This window comes from Rhodoferax aquaticus (assembly GCF_006974105.1).
Lineage (GTDB): Bacteria > Pseudomonadota > Gammaproteobacteria > Burkholderiales > Burkholderiaceae_C > Allorhodoferax > Allorhodoferax aquaticus_A.
In genome coordinates this window covers 369588-390510 of the sequence record NZ_CP036282.1, presented here as the reverse complement: position 1 = coordinate 390510, position 20923 = coordinate 369588, and the positions used below count along the sequence as shown (strand labels likewise).

General features: G+C 59.1%; 20 protein-coding genes and 1 pseudogene. 6 read left to right on the top strand and 15 right to left on the bottom strand.

Annotation, left to right across the window (positions count from 1 at the left end; all coding sequences use genetic code 11):
• Positions 1–97: 97 nt before the first annotated feature.
• The 9 genes and pseudogenes from EXZ61_RS01855 to EXZ61_RS01815 form a co-directional block, all read right to left on the bottom strand.
• Positions 98–1906, bottom strand: a complete 1809-nt coding sequence (locus EXZ61_RS01855; protein WP_142808470.1) for a methyl-accepting chemotaxis protein — start codon at positions 1904–1906, stop codon at positions 98–100.
• 249 nt (positions 1907–2155) lie between these two features.
• Positions 2156–3955: pseudogene (locus EXZ61_RS22545) on the bottom strand (methyl-accepting chemotaxis protein).
• A 153-nt stretch (positions 3956–4108) separates the two neighbouring features.
• On the bottom strand, positions 4109–5395 hold the full coding sequence (locus tag EXZ61_RS01845) for an FIST signal transduction protein (protein WP_142808468.1): 1287 nt from the start codon (positions 5393–5395) through the stop codon (positions 4109–4111).
• Positions 5396–5430: 35 nt separating this feature from the next.
• Entirely contained in the window at positions 5431–6108 is a 678-nt protein-coding gene (locus EXZ61_RS01840; RefSeq protein ID WP_142808466.1) for a PhaM family polyhydroxyalkanoate granule multifunctional regulatory protein, read from the bottom strand.
• A gap of 84 nt (positions 6109–6192) precedes the next feature.
• Positions 6193–7599 carry a PepSY-associated TM helix domain-containing protein gene (locus EXZ61_RS01835; protein WP_142808464.1) on the bottom strand — a complete coding sequence of 469 codons (1407 nt, stop codon included), beginning with the start codon at positions 7597–7599 and terminating at the stop codon, positions 6193–6195.
• Between the two features lie 275 nt (positions 7600–7874).
• Entirely contained in the window at positions 7875–8261 is a 387-nt protein-coding gene (locus EXZ61_RS01830) for a DUF2946 family protein (protein WP_168224668.1), read from the bottom strand.
• Positions 8262–8289: 28 nt separating this feature from the next.
• On the bottom strand, positions 8290–8793 hold the full coding sequence (locus tag EXZ61_RS01825) for a copper chaperone PCu(A)C (RefSeq protein WP_142808460.1): 504 nt from the start codon (positions 8791–8793) through the stop codon (positions 8290–8292).
• 45 nt (positions 8794–8838) lie between these two features.
• On the bottom strand, positions 8839–9390 hold the full coding sequence (locus tag EXZ61_RS01820; RefSeq protein WP_142808458.1) for a YcnI family copper-binding membrane protein: 552 nt from the start codon (positions 9388–9390) through the stop codon (positions 8839–8841).
• 199 nt (positions 9391–9589) lie between these two features.
• Positions 9590–9958: a DUF2946 family protein gene (locus EXZ61_RS01815; RefSeq protein WP_142808457.1), complete on the bottom strand. Its 369-nt coding sequence runs from the start codon at positions 9956–9958 to the stop codon at positions 9590–9592.
• A 124-nt stretch (positions 9959–10082) separates the two neighbouring features.
• Here EXZ61_RS01815 and EXZ61_RS01810 point away from each other — a divergent pair, with 124 nt between their 5' ends.
• The 3 genes from EXZ61_RS01810 to EXZ61_RS01800 are packed head-to-tail and all read left to right on the top strand — an operon-like array spanning position 10083 to position 11519.
• Complete coding sequence (locus EXZ61_RS01810; RefSeq protein ID WP_142808455.1) at positions 10083–10442, top strand: TraR/DksA family transcriptional regulator; 360 nt, start codon at positions 10083–10085, stop codon at positions 10440–10442.
• 18 nt (positions 10443–10460) lie between these two features.
• A complete protein-coding gene (locus tag EXZ61_RS01805) occupies positions 10461–10874 on the top strand; it encodes a VOC family protein (RefSeq protein WP_142808454.1) in 414 nt (137 codons plus the stop codon).
• A gap of 42 nt (positions 10875–10916) precedes the next feature.
• Positions 10917–11519: a MarC family protein gene (locus EXZ61_RS01800; RefSeq protein WP_142814060.1), complete on the top strand. Its 603-nt coding sequence runs from the start codon at positions 10917–10919 to the stop codon at positions 11517–11519.
• Between the two features lie 33 nt (positions 11520–11552).
• Here EXZ61_RS01800 and EXZ61_RS01795 read toward each other — a convergent pair whose 3' ends face one another.
• Positions 11553–12563 carry a fumarylacetoacetate hydrolase family protein gene (locus EXZ61_RS01795; protein WP_142808453.1) on the bottom strand — a complete coding sequence of 337 codons (1011 nt, stop codon included), beginning with the start codon at positions 12561–12563 and terminating at the stop codon, positions 11553–11555.
• A 104-nt stretch (positions 12564–12667) separates the two neighbouring features.
• Here EXZ61_RS01795 and EXZ61_RS01790 point away from each other — a divergent pair, with 104 nt between their 5' ends.
• From EXZ61_RS01790 to purU, 3 genes are all read left to right on the top strand, one after another.
• A complete protein-coding gene (locus tag EXZ61_RS01790) occupies positions 12668–13753 on the top strand; it encodes a DUF3108 domain-containing protein (protein ID WP_142808452.1) in 1086 nt (361 codons plus the stop codon).
• Positions 13754–13843: 90 nt separating this feature from the next.
• Positions 13844–14185, top strand: a complete 342-nt coding sequence (locus tag EXZ61_RS01785; protein WP_142808451.1) for a BTH_I0359 family protein — start codon at positions 13844–13846, stop codon at positions 14183–14185.
• A gap of 51 nt (positions 14186–14236) precedes the next feature.
• Positions 14237–15085, top strand: a complete 849-nt coding sequence (gene purU, locus EXZ61_RS01780) for a formyltetrahydrofolate deformylase (RefSeq protein WP_142808450.1) — start codon at positions 14237–14239, stop codon at positions 15083–15085.
• Between the two features lie 32 nt (positions 15086–15117).
• Here the strand turns inward: purU and EXZ61_RS01775 are convergent, their stop codons facing one another.
• The 5 genes from EXZ61_RS01775 to EXZ61_RS01755 all read right to left on the bottom strand — a co-directional run bounded on the left by EXZ61_RS01775 (position 15118) and on the right by EXZ61_RS01755 (position 20799).
• Complete coding sequence (locus EXZ61_RS01775; RefSeq protein ID WP_237219058.1) at positions 15118–16923, bottom strand: methyl-accepting chemotaxis protein; 1806 nt, start codon at positions 16921–16923, stop codon at positions 15118–15120.
• A 61-nt stretch (positions 16924–16984) separates the two neighbouring features.
• Positions 16985–17827, bottom strand: coding sequence for an archaetidylserine decarboxylase (gene asd, locus EXZ61_RS01770; RefSeq protein ID WP_142808449.1), 843 nt, complete (start codon positions 17825–17827; stop codon positions 16985–16987).
• Positions 17828–17870: 43 nt separating this feature from the next.
• Positions 17871–18110 (bottom strand): hypothetical protein, encoded by a 240-nt coding sequence (locus EXZ61_RS01765; protein WP_142808448.1) that lies wholly within the window; start codon positions 18108–18110, stop codon positions 17871–17873.
• On the bottom strand, positions 18107–19447 hold the full coding sequence (locus tag EXZ61_RS01760; RefSeq protein ID WP_142808447.1) for a leucine-rich repeat-containing protein kinase family protein: 1341 nt from the start codon (positions 19445–19447) through the stop codon (positions 18107–18109). The genes EXZ61_RS01765 and EXZ61_RS01760 overlap by 4 nt, the downstream gene beginning before the upstream one ends.
• 8 nt (positions 19448–19455) lie before the next feature.
• A complete protein-coding gene (locus EXZ61_RS01755) occupies positions 19456–20799 on the bottom strand; it encodes a glutamine synthetase family protein (RefSeq protein ID WP_201799106.1) in 1344 nt (447 codons plus the stop codon).
• Between the last annotated feature and the right edge of the window lie 124 nt (positions 20800–20923).

Below are 20923 nucleotides of genomic sequence, written 5' to 3'. Positions count from 1 at the left end.
AAAAACCTTCGTCCGCAGACATGGACACTGCCTGCCGCAGGCGCGTGCACCCATGCACACACCTGCACCTTTCACTAATCGGCCATTGCGCTCAGAACTAAAAGGTTTCCCAGTCGTCATCGCCACCGGCAGGGGTAGCTTTGGCCTGGGGTTTGGCTGCGGCTAGGGGCCGAGGCAACGGCGCGCTGGGCTGGGGCGCAAGAGCTGGTTTGGCTGCTGCACGTGAATTGGCGTTGCGTGCAAGTCGCAAGGTGCTCCCAGCCGACTGGCCCGGGGTGGCCCGCACAGGACTGCGTTCAGACCGATTGCCGTGGGTGCCCGCTGGCAGCTTGAAAACTGACACCACGTCTACGAGGTCTTCAGCTTGACTCTTAAGACTGCTGGCCGCTGCTGCCATTTCTTCCACCAAAGCCGCGTTTTGCTGCGTGCCCTGGTCCATTTGCGTCACCGCCTCGCCCACCTGGGCCACGCCCAAGGCTTGCTCGCTGCTGGCAGCGCTGATCTCACCCATGATGTCGGTCACGCGTTTGATGCTGCTTACCACCTCCGCCATGGTGTCGCCGGCTTTGTCCACCAAGGCTGAGCCTTGCTCGACCCGCTCTACGCTGGCGTTGATGAGGCTTTTGATCTCTTTGGCAGCGTCTGCACTGCGCCCTGCCAAGCTGCGCACTTCGCTGGCCACCACGGCAAAGCCTCGGCCTTGCTCACCCGCCCGCGCGGCTTCTACCGCTGCATTCAGAGCCAAGATATTGGTTTGGAAGGCAATGCCATCAATCACGCTGATGATGTCGGCAATCTTGCGGCTGGCGTCGTTGATGCCTTTCATGGTTTCAACGACTTGGCCTACCACGTTGCCGCCCTGGACGGCGACGGTGGACGCGTTCATAGCGAGTTGATTGGCCTGGCGGGCGGAGTCGGCGTTTTGTTTGACGGTGGAGCCCAGTTCTTCCATGCTGGCGGCGGTTTGCTCCAGTGCACTGGCTTGTTGTTCTGTGCGCGCACTCAGGTCGTGGTTGCCTTGGGCGATTTCGGCGCTTGCAGTGGCAACTGACTCGGAGCCGCTGCGCACGTTAGACACCACTTGAAGGAGTTGTGTTTGCATGCGCTCCAGACTAGACAGGAGCTGCCCCATTTCATCCTTGCCCTGCACCTGCACGCGTTGCGTCAGGTCACCATCTGCAATGCTTTGGGCAATCGCCACCGCCTGATTGACGGGTTCAATCACGCTGCGTGGGATCACCCAAATCAACGCGGCCCCTACCAGCAGGCTTACGGCCAGGGTGATGAGCATGGCGACTTCAGCCGCACTCACCTTGTTGGCCACTGCAGTGGCCGCCATGGCGGTACCTTTGAGGTTGAACTGGAGGATGGCGTCCATCGCAGCATGGGCCTTCTTGAAGGCCTCGGGCATCGTGCCGGAATACTGTTGACGCACCAACAACAACACGTTCTCATCGCCCATGGCATCTTCTACTGCCTGAGAGCCATCTTTGGCCAGTTTGAAGTACGCGTCGCGCTTGGCTTGGTAGTCTGCAAACAAGGCTTTCTCGGCTTCTCCTTGTGCAGCTGTTTCATCAGAATAGGTGAGCAGGGTGGCAGCGTAGATCTCCGTCGCTTTGGCCAAGTTGGTGGACGATTCGGTGGTCACCTTCTGAAAGCTCATGGCATCCAGGTTGCCCTGAATGGCCAGGCGGTCACTGGTCGCCGTGTAGTGGTCGGAAAGATAGGCATTCATCCGGCCCAAGTTCTCAATGGCGGGGATCCAAGAGTTCGCCACCTCGCCGGCTTCGTACTTGACGGAAATATTTTGGTACAGCGAATTGGCTGCACTGAGCACGGCGAGCAACAAAATGGCTGCAAGGCCCACGGTGATGCGGACGCGGATACCAAAGTTATTGAGTTTCATGGAACGCAGGCCCAAAGCGAAAGGTGGCGGTATCTTCGTGCCAAAAGCTGGCTTTTGGCAAGTACGAAAAGCGCCGGATTTCTACGACACGGCCAAGGCCACAGGCCCCACCGCTAGAGTTGCTATCTAATGTATAGCTATACACACACTATCCATGGGCGCAAATGGCCAATCTATGCCCCATCACTGAGCCAAGCACAGGCCAAGCGGGGATTCAAATCCGCCCCAGCCATTCCAACGCGGCAGAGGCTAAAAGGTTTCCCAGTCGTCATCCCCCCCGGCCGGGGTGGCTTTTGCGCTGGCTTTGGGCGCTGGGCTGGGTAAGCGTGCGCTGCTGGCGGGTGGCGGGGCAGGCCGACTCGGTGCGGCCTTCAAGGCTGGTGCTGCGGCGCGCGCGGCAGGCTTGGCCAAAGCCCTGCGCTCATCGCCGCCAAATGGCGGGGCACTGGCCGTGCGCACTGGGGTACGCGCCGCTCTAGCGCCGCCGCTTTGGCCATGGGCTCCAATGTTGAACACGGCCACCACCTGCACCAAGTCTTGGGCCTGGCTCTTCAAGCTGCTGGCGGCCGCTGCCATTTCTTCCACCAAGGCTGCGTTTTGCTGTGTGGCTTGGTCCATGTGGGTCACGGCCTCGCCCACTTGCGCCACGCCTGAGGCTTGCTCCGTGCTGGCGGCGCTGATCTCACCCATGATGTCGGTCACCCGCTGGATGGAGCTGACTACCTCACTCATGGTTTCCCCCGCCTTGTCGACCAGGGTACTGCCTTGCTCGACCCGCTCTACGCTGGCATTGATCAGGCTTTTGATTTCTTTGGCAGCGTCGGCACTGCGCCCGGCCAGAGAACGCACTTCAGACGCCACCACAGCAAAGCCGCGCCCCTGTTCACCCGCGCGGGCGGCTTCTACCGCTGCGTTGAGCGCCAAGATATTGGTTTGGAAGGCAATGCCGTCAATCACGCTAATGATGTCGGCAATCTTGCGGCTGGACTCATTGATGCCCTTCATGGTCTCTACCACTTGGCCCACCACTGCACCACCTTGCAGGGCGACGGTCGACGCGTTGGAAGCCAGTTGCCGCGCTTGGCGCGCGCTGTCGGCGTTTTGCTTGACCGTGGCACTCAGCTCTTCCATGCTGGCGGCGGTTTCTTCCAAGGCGCTGGCTTAGCTCTCGGTGCGTGTGCTCAAGTCGTTATTGCCTTGGGCAATTTCGGCGCTGGCATTGGCCACGCTTTGCGAGCCTTGCCGTACGTTGGACACCACCTGCACCAAGCTGGTCCGCATAGCCTCAAGCGAGCGCAAGAGCTGCGATGGCTCGTCACTGCCTTGGGCGCGCAGTTCCACAGACATATCTCCGGCTGCAATACTGCCTGCGGCCGCCACCGCCTGACCAATAGGCCCAGCAATGGCACGCGAGATGGCAATTGCCAAAACCACAGAGGCCAGCACCGACAAGGCAACGGCGGCAGTGACTACCCAGCGGGCCCGGTCACGGATGGCCTGCGCCTCCACCCACGACTTGCCCCCCTCTATGACGTTGTATTCCACAATGCCTTGGATGTCTTTCAAGGCGGTCATAAATGGAACGGCGGCTACATTGCTATAAGTATTGGCAGCCTCGGCCATGCCTGCCGCCCCTTGACGCGAAACCGGCAGGTTTTTGTCGGCAATGGCAAACCATGCGTCGCGGTTAGTTTTGTAGTTCGCAAAGGCCGCTTTCTCTGTGTCAGACGTCAGCAAAGGAAGCAACTGGGCCTCTTGTTCGGCCAAGGTCTTGCGCGCGGCAGTAATCTGCGCCTCTTGCTCAACTTTGTCTTTTTCTTCGCTGGCCAGAATGTGGCGGGCCTCAAAGCGCCGCAAGGCATTGAGCGTGGCGCGCAAACTGGCCGAGTTCTCTACGCTGGGTAAGTTATTGGTGGCAATGTTTTCGGTTTGGGCTGCCACATTGGAAATTTGGTAGAGCGCCGTAAACCCCAGCGCGACCGTGAGCACAACCACCATGCCAAAGCTAAGTGCCAATTTGGCGGAGATCTTCAGATTCGAAAAGTTCATTGCCCAGCCCTGCCTGTTCGTTGGTTGATCCAACAGTCAGGTTACTCCCTGGGCAAGACTTTGCATAGGGTGAGAAAGAAAGAATAAGGCGAGGGTTTGCCAAGCTGTGCCCCTAGGCGTACAAAAAGCGGCCCTTTACCGTGACGGCGTGAATTAGTCTTTGCCAACAAACACCGTCAGCACGCCGGTGTAGCCATACACGTGTTTGTGGGCAATTTCTCCACTGCCAAAAAAACCGACCAAAGGCACGTCACCCAAAGCGCGGCGAACGATGTGCATCTCTGCGCTGGGTGCGCCGAAATGGGGCCCGCCCCGCCCTGCGCAACTGACATACAACGCGCCAGCGATGCGCCGTTGCGGGTGCGGTGCGGCTTGGGCTTCTGGTGTATGGAGCGCCAGTGCCAACTCCAAGCCCAACTCTTCAGGCTCCAACTCTTCGCGCACTTCAGCGCAAATGCGCACCAGGTCTGCTTTGGCCGCTTGTTGGTTTCGCTGGCAAAACGCCAGCGTGGTGCCCTCGGTCACTTGTGCCGCCACGGCCACGCCATGACGACCAGGGTCTAGCCCGATGATGTGGCGCACGATGACATCGCTTCCAAAGTTGCCTGTTTGGGGCAAGTGGGTCTCCACCAACCGAGTCGCTTGCGCACGCGAGCCAGGTGCGCAGACCATGCCCACCAAGGTCGCGCGCACCGCGCTCAAGGCTTGCTGGGGCTCGTCCAAGGTGACAGACAAGTCGTCCAGCAGCACGTCCAGCGCAGGCTCTCCATCTAGGGTGACCACCACGTTGTGGTCGGCCTGGGTGACGGTACGCACTTTGGAGACGGGCTTACACCCTTGTGTCACACGCGATACCAAGGCCACCTCTGGGCCAAAAGCCACACCACTCAAGCCACCGCTGAGCACACCGCTGGCCCCGCCGTGGCCCCGAATATTGCCGTCACCCGACACGGCAAACTGCAGCCCACCCGCGCGGCGGCTGGCCAAGCCACCAAACAGGTAGCCTGCATCGGTGCGTGCCGCCATCTCCTCCACCAGCCCCGCGATGTCTGCTGCGCTGGCGTCGGCGTGGACCAAGGCAGTGTGGGCTTCAAAACCCAAGCCCAAGGGGGCAATGCCGGAGAACACGCGGTACTGGTCGCTGGGCAAGTCCAGCAACATCACGGCCAAGGCCGGCTCGTCAAAATATTCCACATTGTTGGCGGCAACGCCCACACCTACTGTGCCCGACCAGTCGGTGACCAGGGGCAGCTCGGCACTCAGCAACTCCAAGATGCCCGTGGCATCTGCGGTGTAGTGATCGGTGATGTACAGCAAGCCTAAGCTGGGCGAGGCTGCGTAGTCAGGCTGGGCCATTTGGGCACGCAGCTGTGCCAAGACCAAGGCAGCGGCCATCTCCCAATGGGGATGGGTCGCATGGGCGTAGGGAAAGAGCTTCATGCCCGCAGTGTAGAGCCCCTAGCGGGCTCCACGCTTTACTTGGCAGCGGGTTTTTTGGTGGTTTTACGCGGGGTGCTGGTGCCCGTGCGGCGCACCGCAGCGCCAGCGGCTTTCTTGCCAGACTTGATCGCTTCTTTGGCCAAGCCGGTGGCCATGTTTTTGGTGATATCGACGGCGGTTTTGGTGCTCGCCTCTTTGATAGCGTTGGCCGCGATGTTCTGAAACTGCTGGGTGAGCGAGCCCCACATTTGCATGGGGTCTATGAACGGGTTGCCCGCAGGCTTGTCGGTGTCTTGGTCGTCCGCCTTGGTGGCGGAAGAGGCGACGTCAGAAATGGTTTTTGCCGTACTGGCGGCGCGCTCGGTCACACGCTGTACACCTGTGTACACGGTGTCGGCGGCTTTGAGCTTGAGAGCATTGGCCATGTCACCCAGGTTGAAGTTCATGCCCTGCAGGGTGGCCAAAGTCATGCGCTGCACTTCCAGCGCTTGGATGGTGGCCCCCAAGGCGCGGGAGTTTTGCTCCAGCCAAAAGTGCACGCCTTTGAGCTCGGTGATCCGCTTTTCAAGCTCTTCCACATTCAGGGTAGGCGCCACCCAGTTGCCGATATTGGGCATTTGGGGGATGTGGGTGCTGGCGCCTTTGGCCAGGTTTTGTAAAAAGTCAAAGCCCGGCACAAACTTGCCAAAGCCAGCGCTGTCGTTATCGCTCATGCTTGCTCCTAGTGCGGCCTGTTGATCAGGCCATGCGCGACAGCTTACTCCAATGCGCACCGACTGGCGAGCCAAGCTTGCGGCTTAGCCCACCCACTGCTTCAGTGGTTTGATGCGCGACAAGAGCACAAAGTCCAGCAACAACACGCCCAGCAACACCGCACCGCTGACCGGAAACGCCAAGGACGCGCCCAGCATGACCACCACACCCGTTTTCCACAATGCGGCATTGGCAGGCACACCGGGTGCACCCAAGCGTGCAGCGCCCGCTGGGCGGCGCAGCCACCACATCACGATGCCGCTGATGCAAATGAATGCCACGCTCAAGCACAGCACCACGTTGAGCCACGCGCTCCACAGGCCCAAGTCGCCTTGGTGCAGCGCAATGCCTACGGCCATGGCCTTGGCCAGCAGTGAATAGTCTGCAAAACCCATGTCTACCAGGATCTTGCCGGTGTAGCGGTCTACGTGCACGGTGCGGTCTTGGGTAGGCACCTGCAAATCGCCACTCATGGTGTCGGCCGACAAGGTGTACACGCCGGTGGCGTCTTGCGGCACGTGGATGTGGAACTGGCCTGCAAAGCCCAAGGTTTTGGCCAAGGCGTACAGGCCGTCCAAATTGATAGGCTGGCCCGCAGGTACGCCGGGCGTACCCACGTCAGAACCAGAAACTGGCAGCGGGGTGAGCTCCAAGCCCCAAGGCACCTCGTGCAACCCTGCGCTATTCAAGCTTGCGTGGGTGGCGTCTGACTTGGGCGCTTCCCACTTTTCAGCTGGAAAGCTGCCCCACGGCTGCACAAACTTGTTGCCCCACACATTGGTCCAAGACAAGCCCGTGAGCAAAAACAGCGCCAGCACGATGCTGAGCCAAAAACCAATGCTGGAGTGCATGCTTTTCCAAAACTTGCGGCCCTTGGCGCGCACATCGGGAATGAGCGCTTCGGCCCAGGTGCCGCCGTTGCGTGGCCAGTAAAGGTACAGGCCGGTGATGATCATCACCATGCCCAAACCGGCTGCGATTTCGATCAGGGCGTCGCCCACATCGCCAAGCAGCAGCGAGCCGTGGATTTGCTCGGCCCATGCGTACACGGTGTTGCCTTTGTCTACGGTCTTGATGACTTCCGCGGTGTAAGGATTCACCGCCACGGACTGGGTCGCCGCGCCGTCAAGAATGGTGAACCACGCAGGCACATTGGCGGCCTTAGGCGCCACATATTCTTTGAGCTTGGCTTGTGGATACTGCGCCAGCGCGGCCTTGGCCTGCGAGGTAACCGACTGCACTTGGGCTTGCGGCTGGATGTGGATGCTCATCCCCAAACGGGTTTGAAAGCCGGTGAAGAACACCATCACCAAGCCAGTGATCGCCAGCATGGTCAAGAAGGGCACAACATAGAGGCCCGCATAGAAATGCCAGCGCCAGGCCGTGGCGTAAAAGCGCGCATGGACCGCGCGGGACTGCGTGTCAGACGCAGCGAGGGTGGTATCCGTCATGGATGTCTCCTAGTGGGCAAATCAAGGGAATGGGTCAAAAAAGCGGGCGTAGGCTGGGGCATCCAAGCGCGTGCCACGCCCCAGGGGTCAGTGCCACCGGGCTTGGCCCATGTGGAAGATCTAGACCGGCTAGTTAGGGCCAATGTCAGGGCGAGAACGAGCACCTGTGCTCAGCCACGGGTGGTGCGCGACCGCAGGTTTCAATGAATGCGCAGCGCGCTCAAACAAACAGACATGGCACCTCGCCACGCGTTTCGAGCGACTGAACCAAAGGTTCAAACGGAGTGCGGGGGGCCACGCGGTGGTGGCGCAAATGCGGGTGGGTGGGCGTAGAAAAAAGCCTGCGCAACAGCAGCCTCCTGCGGGCCGCCGGTCACCGAGAAGAGGTAAAACGTCTGGCTGGGCGGAGGAGCGCTGCGGTCGCTGGGATGCAGGCAAAACGGGCAGTGGTCTAAGGCAAACGGCGCGCCTTGGCTGGCAGGTGCATCTGCGGGCACGGTGCGCGTGCCACTGCTGGAACAAATTTCAATCGGCCAATCAGGGCGCGCATGCACCAAGGCATGCGACACCGTGGGTGCCAAAGCCATCACGCACGCCAAGCACACAGCCAAGCACACAGCCCAGGGGCGGCGCAACATGGCATAAAAGTTCGTGTTGTGCATAGCGGCTAAGGCAGATGAAGCAAGCGCCTTATTTGCCGTGGTTGGCATGTGCGCCGTGGGCGTCTTGCGCAGCGGGCGAACCCGAACCAGCAGGGGCCACTTGCGACACAGGCACTTTGAGTTCTTTGCTAGTTTCTCCGCCCTTGGCGTCTTTGAACACCAGGGTCAAGGGAATGGTGGTGTCTTTCAGCAAGGGCAACTTCAAGTCCATCAGCATGATGTGGTAGCCACCGGGCTTGAGTTCTACCGCTTTGCCAGCAGGTAGCTCCAGCCCCTTGTCTAGGGCGCGCATTTTCATCACGCCGCCGTCCATGGACATTTCATGCACTTCGGCCACACCGGCTACGGGGCTGCTGACGCGCACCAAGCGGCCGGCATCCTTGGCGGTCAGCTGCATGAAGGCGCCAGAAGCCTTTTGGCCTTGCACGGTGGCCCGCGCCCAAGCGCCTTGAATGTCTACCGATTGGGCCCACAAGGGGGCCGACAGCGAGCTAGCCAACAAAGCCAGACAGCCTATGCGCGAGAATTTCATGGTGTTTCCTATGCAGTGTGAATTGATGGGTGAAGGGGGAGGTTCTTAGTGGCTGTGGCCGCCAGCGGCTTGCACATCCAGCACTTCGAGCAGGGCAGCAGGCATTTTCAAGCCCTTGGTGGAGCTGCCGGACGCGGGCACTTCCACCCATTCGTTGCGGCCCTTGACGCAGGTTTGCACCACTTTGAACCACACAGGTCCAGGCTTTTTGGGCGTAGTGCCGCGCAGCACAAATTCGTCATAGAAGGCGTCAGGCAATGCGTCGGCGGGGGTGTTGGCGGTCCAGCTAATCTCCAGCACGCCGTCGGTGTATTGGGTGCCGTGGCTCTCATACGGTTCGGCCAACTTGCCCACGCGGGTGCTGACCGTCCAACCCGCCTTGGGCATGGGCTGAGCGCCGTTGAAGCCTGCAGGGATGATGACCTTCAACCCTGTGGTCGGTGTGCCTTCGCAACCGTGGCCCACGCGCAAGGTGGCGCGGTAGCCGGTACCGGCAGCAGCGGCACCGTCTTGCAGAGTGACATGGGCAAAAGTGGCACTTGCGCCCATGGATATTGCGCAAGCAGCTACAAATTTGAGAGCAATTGAAGTTTTCATGGTCAAGACAAAAGTACAAACAAACAAACAAACGAAAAAATAGGACGCCACCACGTCTTGGCCCAGCCATCGCACGCGGTGTGCGGCGATCCAGTGAGGCCAATAACTTGCGGCAAGCGCCAAGGCGTGCGCAAGTACCCAACGTGTATTGCGTGCGTAAGCCCCAAGGCGCCGCGTACAGGCGCAGCAGGGCTAAAAATCAGGTGAGGGAGGGTGGCCCGCGTGCGGGCAGTGGCGACGCTGTGCGCCACACTTCAGGGCGGGCCTGCTGGCGCGCCCATGCGTAAGACAAGGCCGGGGCAGTTTCCGCCACGGGCTTGGCCAGTGGCGGTGGCGCGCTGAGCGCCAAACACATCACACAGTCTAGGGTGTGCGCGCCCATCGTGGTTGCGGTGCCATCCTCCCCGCTGACTAACAGCTTGACCTCACCGGCGGCAGAGCACACCAAGGTCAAAGACTGCGGCTGCACCACGGGGGCTGCAATGGCAATGCCCACCGACAAGACAAACCACGCCAGCACGCTGCGAACCAGCAGGCGTGCGTTGCGGAAAGTTTGAAGCGTGGACATGGGCGGAATTATCGCCCATATGCGCACAGCCAGCCTGGAACGGACGGCGTGATTGATCTACATCAACGCAAAAACCAAGGGCTGCGCCCATCATGGAGGCATCACTCAACCCACTTCTTCCCCTATGTCCACTACCACCTATCCCATGGCACAAACCCTGCTGCTGCAAAAGCGTGCGACGCTGCTGGCGCAATTGGAGTCGCTGCGTGGCGGGGCGATAGGGCGGGCCGAAGCTTCGACTGCGCACTTTGCGGGCCGCGAAGACTCTAGCGCCCAAGTGGCTACGGAGCGCGACATTGAGTTCGCCTTGGACGCCCATGAAACCCAAGAACTCATGGCCATAGACCAAGCCCTAGAGCGCTTGGCGGCAGGTACTTATGGACAGTGCATTGACTGTGGCGTAGCCATCAAAGCCGGACGCTTGGCCGTGGCCCCGGAGGCCGCGCGCTGCATCCACTGCCAAGAAAAAAGCGAGCTTGCCTGAGGCTGGTATTCTGCGAGGATGCGCAGCCTATTTCACCTCGCCTTTAACGTCACAGACCTCCAACTTGCCCGCCAGTTTTATGGCGGCGTGCTGGGTTGCATGGAAGGACGCAGCACCGACACCTGGGTCGACTTTGACTTTTTCTCGCACCAAATTTCCTTGCATTTGGGTGAGCCCTTCAAGACCGCCAACACCGGCCACGTGGGCGAGCATTTGGTGCCTATGCCGCACTTTGGCGTCATCTTGGCCCTACCGGACTGGCAGGCACTGGCCGACCGATTGACTGCGGCCAAAGTCGAATTCGTGCTCAAGCCCCAAGTGCGATTTGCCAATGAACCCGGCGAGCAATGGACCATGTTCTTTTTGGACCCGTTTGGCAACCCCATTGAGGTCAAAGGCTTTCGATCTTTGCACACGGTGTATTCCCAATAGGCGCTTGGCACTATTGCTTTAGAGCGAGAGACTTTTCCCATGATGAACTACACGTTTTGGTCTGCCACCATTTTGTTGGTACTGATTACCGACCCGATTGGCAACATCCCCATTTTTGCGAATGCCCTTAAGCATGTGCCGCCTGAGCGCAGGCCCCGGGTCATCTTGCGCGAGATCTTGATTGCCTTTGCGCTCTTGCTCACTTTTATGTTTGTGGGTGAGAGCTTTTTGCGGGTGATGAACTTGAGCGAGTTGTCCTTGCAAATTGGTGGCGGTGTGATTCTGTTCTTGATCGCGCTGCGCATGGTGTTTCCTCCTGCCGCTACGGCCGAGAGCGAAATCATGACCGAGCCGCTCATCGTGCCACTGGCCATCCCTGCAGTGGCGGGGCCGTCCGCCTTGGCCACGGTATTGCTGCTGGTGTCCCAACAACCCGATAAACGTTTGGAATGGATTGGTGCGCTGTGCGTCACCATGCTCATCAGTGCGGTTGTATTGGTGTCCGCCGAGCGGATTCAACGGGTCATCGGGGACCGCTTGGTCATTGCCGCAGAGCGTTTGATGGGCTTGGTGCTGGTGTCAGTTGCCATTGAAATGATGTTGCGCGGAGCCAAGACCTTCATCATGCAGTTAATGCGAACCTGAGAAACGCCTCAGACCCGCTGCACAGACCCGTGTTTACGGCGTGACTGGCACCACTTCTTGCTCAATCGCGCCGAACAAGGACTGCCCATCGCGGCCTTTCATTTCGATGCGAATGGTGTCACCGTATTTCATGTACTCGGTACTGGGCTGCCCATCTTGAATCGTTTCCATCGCACGCTTCTCGGCGATGCAGCTATAGCCTTTGGACCAATCGGTGCGGGACTTTTTTTCCACGCCTTTGTTGCTGACCGTGCCCGACCCGATGATGGAGCCCGCGCGCACATTGCGCGTCTTGGCCAGATGGGCAATGAGCTGACCGAAATGAAACGTCATCTCCGGTCCGGCATCGCACATGCCCACTTTGCGGCCATTCCAAGTGCTTTGCAAGGTCAGATGGACGCGGCCCTTGATCCACGCTTCACCCAGCTCGTCTGGCGTAATGGCAACAGGGCTAAAGGCGGTGGCCGGTTTGCTTTGGACAAAGCCAAACCCCTTGGCTAACTCTGCCGGAATCACGTTGCGCAAGCTGACATCGTTGACCAACATGAGCAAGCGAATGGCATCCAGCGCGCGGTCTGGCGCGCTGCCCATGGGCACATCACCCGTGATCACGGCCACTTCGGCTTCAAAGTCCAAGCCCTGTTCTTCGCTGGCACACACGATAGGCGCGCAAGCGCCTTGCAAGTCATCACTGCCGCCTTGGTACATCAAGGGATCGGTATAGAAACTCTCCGGCACTTCGGCGCCGCGCGCCTTGCGCACCAACTCCACATGGTTGAGATAGGCTGAACCATCGGCCCATTGGTAGGCGCGAGGCAGGGGTGCCATGCATTGCGTAGGGTCGAACGCAAAAGCGTGGCGCGCGCGCCCTGCGTTCAGCGCCTCATACAGCTCTTGCAACTGCGGCGATAGGTAGTTCCAATCGTCGAGCACTTGCTGCAAGCGATTGGCAATATTTGAGGCATATTGGGCGACGCTTAGGTCACGTGACACGACCACCAATTGGCCATCGCGCGATCCATCTTTGTAAGTTGCAAATTTCATGGCGGAATTGTCGCTCTGAATTAGACTGGCTGCGTTGTAGCGTGGCACGTACTGTGCGAACCACCTTGACTCGTAATGCCAAACTCATCCCCCTAAGCAACACCATGCCTATCTTTCGTAGCGATTGGCCTCGCATCGCAATGGTGCTGGGCACCGTGCTGCTGGCCCACGGGTGGGTCCTTCAGAACCCACCTTCGGCTTGGCATCTCATGCCCGCATTCGAAGACAAGGACAAGAATACAAAACTCACATTTACAACGCGCAGCGTAGCTTTTGGCGAGGCCAAGCCACAGGCATCCGTCAGCCCCAAGGCGACTGCAATTCCATCGCCTAGGCCTTCATCTTCAGCGGCTGAGAGGCATGCAGCAAGTCAAGCGCCAACCATTCAGAGTCCTCAGGTCCCCGAGGCACCACCCACTGCACTTGTGACGCCACCCAGCAATGACCCCTTGCCTGCTGAGGTGTTGGCGGCGGCAGTGCCGTTACCGCCAAAGCCTGAACCAGAACCAATTGCCAACACCCAAGCCATGCATAGCCAAGTCAGCACGCACCGGTTTTTGTTTCCAGGTTCAGTGCAGCTTAACTACGACGTCAAAGCCAATATGAATGGGTTTCCCATCGCTGCCAATGGGGAGTTGCGCTGGGTTCAGGACGGTAAGTTTTATGAAGCCCGACTGAAATGGGGAAATGTACTGGTGTCGAGAACGCTCACAAGCAAAGGCGAACTCAGCGCGCAAGGCTTGGAGCCAACCCGCTTTGGCGACAAAGTGAGGTCAGAGCAAGCGGCTCACTTTGTCCGAGAAAGGGGCCAAGTCGTCTTCAGCGCCAACACCCCCGACATTCCTATTGAAGCGGGAGCCCAAGACCGGGCCAGCGTCTTCATCCAGCTGGCGGCCATGTTTGGCGGTGAACCCGAGCGTTTTCCTGCAGGGAGCAGCTTTGCCTTCCAAACCGTAGATGCACGTGCCGCTGAAACCTGGAGATTTAAAGTCGCTGCTCTAGAGCCCATCAGCTTGCCTAGCGGCAATTTCAACGCCATCAAGCTCCTGCGGGATCCGGTGGGTGATTACGGCCAAAAAGTAGAAGTCTGGCTGGCGCCCACGATGTCGTACTTGCCAGTCCATATTCGCATCACCGAGGCCAATGGCAATGTGCTTGACCAAGTGTGGCGTTCTTCTGAAACTCCGTAAAGGTTTACGCAAGGGCAGCAAAACCTGATACCCTTGAAACCAGAGCTAAAGGCTCCAATTGCACTGCAAAACCCCGTTATATTTTTTGCCATGCACACGCTTTACGATTCCGAAACCTTCTCTGTGACCCATATGCTGGCCAACGCCGAGGCAGATGGCTTGGGCCAATCCAACGCTCCGATACAGGGCGTGACCACTCTCAGCGCCGAAAAATCAGACAAATACCCTCGCGGTGTACCCATGTTGGCGCGCCACGGCTTTGAAATTGTGGACAAGCGCAACGGCAAAGAGGTGTATTTGGACGGTTCGTGGGCCGAACTGTTCCAGCAGCACATCGTAGCTTGGCAAGTGAACACGCCCACCCAAGAGGAAGTGGAAGACACCCTGGAGCAGTACGCCGAGTTGGCGCAGAACCCCGTTATCGTGCACTAAGAGCCCGTTCTGGGCGGGTCTGGCTCGGCTTGCTGCGACAATGTCGGCACCATGAGCCAGACTTACATCCTTACCTTTTCTTGCCCTGACCGTCTAGGGCTTGTCCACGCAGTTTCCGGCTTTCTGATGGAACGTGGCGGCAATATCGAAGAAGCCGCCCAGTACAACGATCCGGATACCGGCCTGTTCTTTATGCGGGTGCAGTTTCGCTGCAGCGCAAACAGCCACGCAGAGCTTAAAACCCAGTTGGGTACATTCGCAGCCCCATTCGCAATGCAATGGAGTTTGCATGCCACCGCACAGGCGATGCGCACCGTGCTGATGGTGAGCAAGGAAGGTCACTGCCTCAACGACTTGCTGTTTCGCTGGAAAAGTGGTCTGCTGCCGCTAGACATTCGGGCCATCATTTCCAACCACCGCGAGTTTTACCAACTCGCCGCCAGCTACAACGTGCCGTTTCATCACCTACCCGTTACCGCGGCCACCAAAGCCCAGGTGGAAGCACGTCAACTAGAAATTATTGAAGCTGAAGGTGCGGAACTGGTCGTCCTTGCGCGCTACATGCAGGTTTTGAGTGACGCCATGTGTGCAAAGCTGTCTGGCCGCGCCATCAACATCCACCACTCGTTCCTTCCGAGCTTTAAAGGCGCCAAGCCTTACTACCAAGCCCATGATCGTGGAGTCAAACTCATTGGGGCAACCGCGCACTACGTCACGGCCGACTTGGACGAAGGCCCCATCATTGAACAAGACGTAGCACGGGCCGATCACAGCAAAACCATCGAAGACCTCACCGCCATGGGGCGTGACACCGAAAGCCAGGTGTTGGCCCGCGCGGTGAAATGGCACAGTGAACACCGTGTGTTGATCAACGGTCACAAGACCGTGATCTTCAAGTAGCCACGGAGAAAGGCCCCTATCGTCTAGACGGCTTAGCTTGGGTGCAAATCAAAGCGCCCAACCAAACCGTCTAGCGCTTGGGCTTGCTCATCTAGCGATTGGGCGGCCGCGGCGGCCTGCTCAACCAAAGCCGCATTCTGTTGGGTGCTTTGGTCCAAGTCGGAAATGGCTTGGTTGATCTCTTCGATACCCACACTTTGCTCACGTGACGCACCAGATACATCACCCATGACGTTGCTCACCTGCTGCACCGTTTGGGCCATTTCAGCAATGGTGGCGCCAGCGGTACCCGCCAAAGCCGCGCCGTCTTTGACATGCGCTGCGGAGTCTTCAATCAATGCACTAATTTCTTTGGCTGCGGTGGCGCTGCGCTGGGCAAGCAGGCGCACTTCCGCTGCCACCACGGCAAAGCCGCGGCCTTGGTCACCCGCATGGGCGGCCTCCACAGCCGCATTGAGCGCCAGAATATTGGTTTGAAATGCGATGCTTTGAATCGCCCCAATGTTGGAGTGGATGGCGTCCGTACTTTTGCGGATTTGGTCCATGGTCATCACGACTTGGGCCAACACCTCACCACCATGCATGGCAGCCTGTGTGGCTTGGGCAGACAACTGGGCTGCATGGGCGGCGCTTTCGGCATTGCGCTTGGCAATGGCGGTGACCTGCGCAGCACTGGCATTGGTTTTTTCCAAAGAGGTAGCCTGCAACTCGGTACGCTGCGACAGGTCCAAATTGCCCATAGAAATTTCACGGGATGCGTTGGCCACCATATTGGATCGACTGGCAATTTCACCCATCGTGTCGGCCAACTGCGACTGCATTTCATGCAAGGAAAACAACAAGCTGGTCTCATCGTTCTTGGCCAGCTTGATCTGCATGCGCAAATCGCCATGGGCAATGGCACTGGCAATGGACTTGGCATACGCAGGCTCTCCCCCCAACTGACGGGTCAGGCGCAAAGTCACCCACTCACTGATCAGCAAAGACAAGGCAATCAAGGCCAGCGTAATGCCTATTACCCATGCCAATGAGGTTCTATAGATTTGCGCCGCAGAAGCGATGGTCGCTTGGGCGGACTCTCCTTGCTGCTGCACCAAGGTATCGACAATTTTTTCCAACTTGCGCGTGTCGTTAAGCAAACGCGCGTCAGCCGATGGCACATCCGGGCTCATCTGCATCAGGTCCAAGGGCTGCTCTTTCACCAACTGCACATAGTCCTTCATGCGCTTGGCCCATACAGCCAAAGCGTCAGTCAGTTGCTTTTCAGTCGTTTGAGACTCTGCACCTAAGTCCAATTTTTGAATGGACTCCATGCGCTGAGTGATCTGAGCCAAGCCCGCTTCTACGTCTTTACCTAGGCTGTCACGTTCACCTGCTGTAGTGGCCGTGAGCAGTTGCGTCTGCGCCCGGCTGGCGCGCAACAAAAAGCTTCGGATTTGCTCTGTCGCTTGGCCTGCCGTGTACTCGCGCTCGTAAATGGTTTGGGTTGATGCATTTAGGCGACCCATCTGAACGATGGAGAAGGCCCCCACAATGAATGCCCCCGCCAGCACGCTGGCGAACGCCAAGCGCAAGCTGGACTTGACCGACATGCCTTCGGCCATGGGAATCGGGATTTTTTTGGCTTTCGCTAACGCGGAAGAGGACAGCGCATCCAACTTGCCACCTGGCGCGCGCGCCACTCCAAGATTGCGTCCTAGGGTTTGGAAGGACACCTTGACACGTTCCCAGAGCCCACTTTTTTCTTGGATGACACTGCGGTCTGCCCAGTTATGCGAGGAACTTTGGCCAACGCCATCGTCCTCCGATGGGTCAGTCTCGTTCGAGCGGAGATCCATATATCAACTCCAACACTGCGAATATGAAGACCTCAGAATAGCGTATTTCACTCCATTTCGGTTATTTTTTGCCCATCACTTCTCCCAAACTGACGGGGAGGGCTTCGGCCCACTGGGAAGTGAAAGCGATGCTCCCCTTGGGAAACAAAAGCACCACCGTAGACCCTAACAAAAAGCGCCCCATTTCCTCGCCTTTTTTCAGATTCACGGCACCGGGCTCGTAATGCCACTCATTGATTTGCCCACCGCGCGGCGGGTTGACGACTCCATGCCAGGTGGTCGCCATGCTGCCGACAATGGTGGCCCCCACCAAAGTGAGCACCATAGGACCATGCGCCGTGTCAAACAGGCACACCACGCGCTCGTTGCGGGCAAAGAGTCCAGGCACGCCTCTAGCAGTCGTGGGGTTGACTGAGAACAAGTCACCGGGCACATAAATCATGCGCCGCAGTTCCCCGTCACACGGCATATGGATGCGGTGGTAGTCCCTCGGGCTGAGGTAAATGGTGGCAAAACTGCCATCTTGAAAATGACGCGCCAGCTCTGCGTCGCCGCCCACCAAGGCGGTCGTGCTGTAGTGGTGCCCTTTGGCTTGAAAGATTTGGTCATGGGCAATTGGGCCCAGTTGGCTAATGGCCCCATCGACGGGGCACACAAACGCAGCGTCGGCAATTGGCCTAGCGCCTTCTTTTAAGGCACGCGTGAAGAACTCATTGAAGCTCGTGTAGCTGCTGGGATCGGGATTGGCGGCTTCCGCCATGTTGACCTTGTACCGCTTGATGAACCACTCGATCAGGGCCGTGGTCATACGACCACCTTTGGCACCGGCCACCTTGCCTGCAAAGGTAGTGAGCGCTTGTTTAGGCAACAGGTATTGGGGAAGAACTGCGAGGCGGTCTGACATAGCGGCGTACCAGAGTGGAAAGTGGCGCGAATTGTAAGTGGACCTAGCGCTGCAGTGGCCCCAGTAGCCGCCCCAAGGCCTGCGCATCAGGGGCGTCTACCGTCACGTTATGGCTGAGGGTCAAAGGCCCACCACCTGGCAGCACGGCTCCGTGGGCGTCAACCCCAATGGCCTTGAATTTCCACACCTGCCCAATCTTTTTGAGGTTGCCCACGTGTTCACCCGACGCTAAGTGCACACTAAAGACGAGGCTGTTCACCTCTTGCAGCGCGACCTCGGTCACGCTGGATTCTCCCCGTGTGGATTACACGCCGCCAATGCCGTAACCACGGCCGACATGGGCGGACGGGCTGCGCAAACGCTCTCCATGCACGCGTGGTGCACCGTCTGCAGCGCTTGCAAAGTACTCACGGCCAGACTGCCCACCTGGCAGCGTGCTAGGAGTTCACCCAAGAGCACGCCAAATGCCCGCACGTCCATGGCGCGTAAGTGCTGCGCCACCGGCGCTGGCAAAGCATCGGTGGGCGACGCAGCACCAAAGTCCCCCAAAAGCACATCCCCCACTGGACTGAGCATCAGGTTGTGGGCATACAAGTCGCCATGCAGCAGACCTTGGGCATGCAAATGGGCAAGTGCATTGGCCAGAACCTGGGCCATGCGCACAAGCACTGGCCCGCGCAAGCCAAACCCGGCCGGGTACACATCGCGGGTGCAGCTCTGAAGGCTCGGAGGTCCAGCCACCACCCCATAGTCATCGGGAACCCATGCCATCACCAAGCCTTGCTGGCCTTGGGGGTGGTGCTGGACCTGCCCCATCACCGAGATAAGGCCGGGGTGTCGCCCCGCGCGTAAGCAGGCGGCCATCTCGGCCTGAGGCCAACCGTCGCTGGTGACATCCCCCTTGAACATTTTGACGGCCACGGGCTGAGTCCCATCGGGCGCATCCCATTCAGCCCGGTAGATGACCCCCGACGCCCCTTGCCCCACCCTGGGACCCAGGCGCAATTGCGTCCAAGCAATTTGCGGTACTTCGGGTGGCACGGGCATTGCGTCGGATTCGCACATGGGATTGCCCGCGACAGCCAACCACGCCAGATTCGGCAAGGTCAACAACACCTCTGGAAACGCAGCGAAACGGTTGGCGGAGATGCGGACCAACTCCAACTGGGTGCAATGCGCCAAAGCGGCTGGCAAATGGGTCAGTTGGTTGCCCGCGAGCATGAGCTTTTGCAGCTGCGTACATTGCCCCATGCTGTCTGGCAAGGTGCTCACCGCGTTGTCCGTGAGGATCAGCCAGCGCAGCTGTGGCCCCAAGGCTTGGGCCGGCACCGTGTGGATCTGGTTGGACTTAAAGCCCACCATGCGCAACTGTGCGCATTGCCCCACAACCGCAGGCAACACCGTAAAGCGGTTGTTGGAGCAAAACAGCACGCGCAGCTTGCCAAGCCGCCACAAATCGTCAGGCAGCTCCGACAAAGCGTTGCCCGACAGGTCCAGGATTTCGAGTGTGTCCGCCAAGGAGAAGATCTCCCTAGGGAACTCCTCCAAGCCTAGCGCGAGTTGTAAGCGGGTGCAGCCCTGCAGTTCGCCAGACCGCAGCTGGGCCAGGGTATGTGCCATCCCGCCACTCAGACCAGAGGCAGCAATACGCGGCGCTCCCAGGCGCTGATCTCGTTTTGGTAGCTCTCGTATTCCAAGGCCTTGACGGCGGTGTAGCCGGTCACAAACGTGTCGCCCAACAAACGCCTGCCGTGGGCGCTCGCGGCCATTTGGTCCAAGGCCACGGTAAAGCTGCGGGGCAAGGTGTGCGCCTGGTCATAGGCGTTGCTCTCCAGCGGGGCGCTGGGGGCAAGGTGCTCATCCATGCCCGCCAGACCTGCGGCCAAGGAGGCGGCTATGGCCAAGTACGGATTGGCATCGGCCCCCGCGAGCCGGTTTTCCACACGCCGGGCCGCCGGGCCGCTGGCGGGCACGCGCAACCCGGAGGTGCGGTTGTCATAGCCCCACTGCACGTTCACAGGGGCTTGGCTACCCGACACATAACGCTTAAAGGAATTCACAAATGGCGCGTACACCAGCATCAGGTCGGGCACATACCGCTGCAGGCCTGCAATAAACTGCCTAAAGCACGGAGCCTCTGCTCCGTCGTCCAAGCTGAAGATATTGCGTCCCGACGCATCCACCACGCTTTGGTGCAAATGCATAGAGCTCCCGGCCGCGCCCGCAATGGGCTTGGCCATAAACACCGCATTCAAGCCGTGCTTGAGCGCAATTTCTTTGGCCGCGTACTTGAACAAAAACGCCTGGTCGGCCACCGCCACCGCATCGCCATGCATGAGGTTGATCTCAAACTGGGTCGGCCCTACTTCATGGATCCAGGTATCCGCCTGCACCCCCAAGGTGTCTAGGGCTTGGCGGAATTCGTCCCAAAACGCACTGTGCTCGTTGAGCATATTCAGGCTGAAGGCACTTTGACCCACCTCGACACGGCCACCCCGCATGCTGGGCGCTAGTAGCGCCAGCGCCGGGTCTGCGTTGGCTTGGGTGAGGTAAAACTCAATCTCAGGGGCGACCACCGGTGTAAGTCCCTGGGCGGCATAACGAGCGACTACGCTTTTCAAAATACTACGGGGGGCAAATTGGCACACGCTGCCGTCGAGCTCCACACAGTCGTGAATAGCCACGGCACGCGGCGCACTGGCCCAAGGGCTGAGCTTCAGGGTGGCATAGTCTGGCACCATGCGCACATCCGGGTCGGCATCCGGAAAGACAGGGTTGTACGAGTAGTCCCCCGTAACCGCCTGCATCGGGATGGCCTGGCAAATGCGCAACTCCGCACCCGCCGCAAAGCTGGCGGCCGGCATCAACTTGCCACGCGGGTAGCCCGAGATATCGGGGAATATGCATTCCACATCGCGCACGCCGTGGCTGCTGAAAAATGCGTTCAAAGTTTTGGCGTGGGTATCAGGCATGGTGCGTCATCGGTAAGGCAATTGTGGTGGCGAGGGCCTGCGCCCAAGTCCACTTCATTTTAGATCAACCCAAGCAAAACAGCCTAAGCCCCTTATTGAATAAGCGCATATAGCTATTAATTCA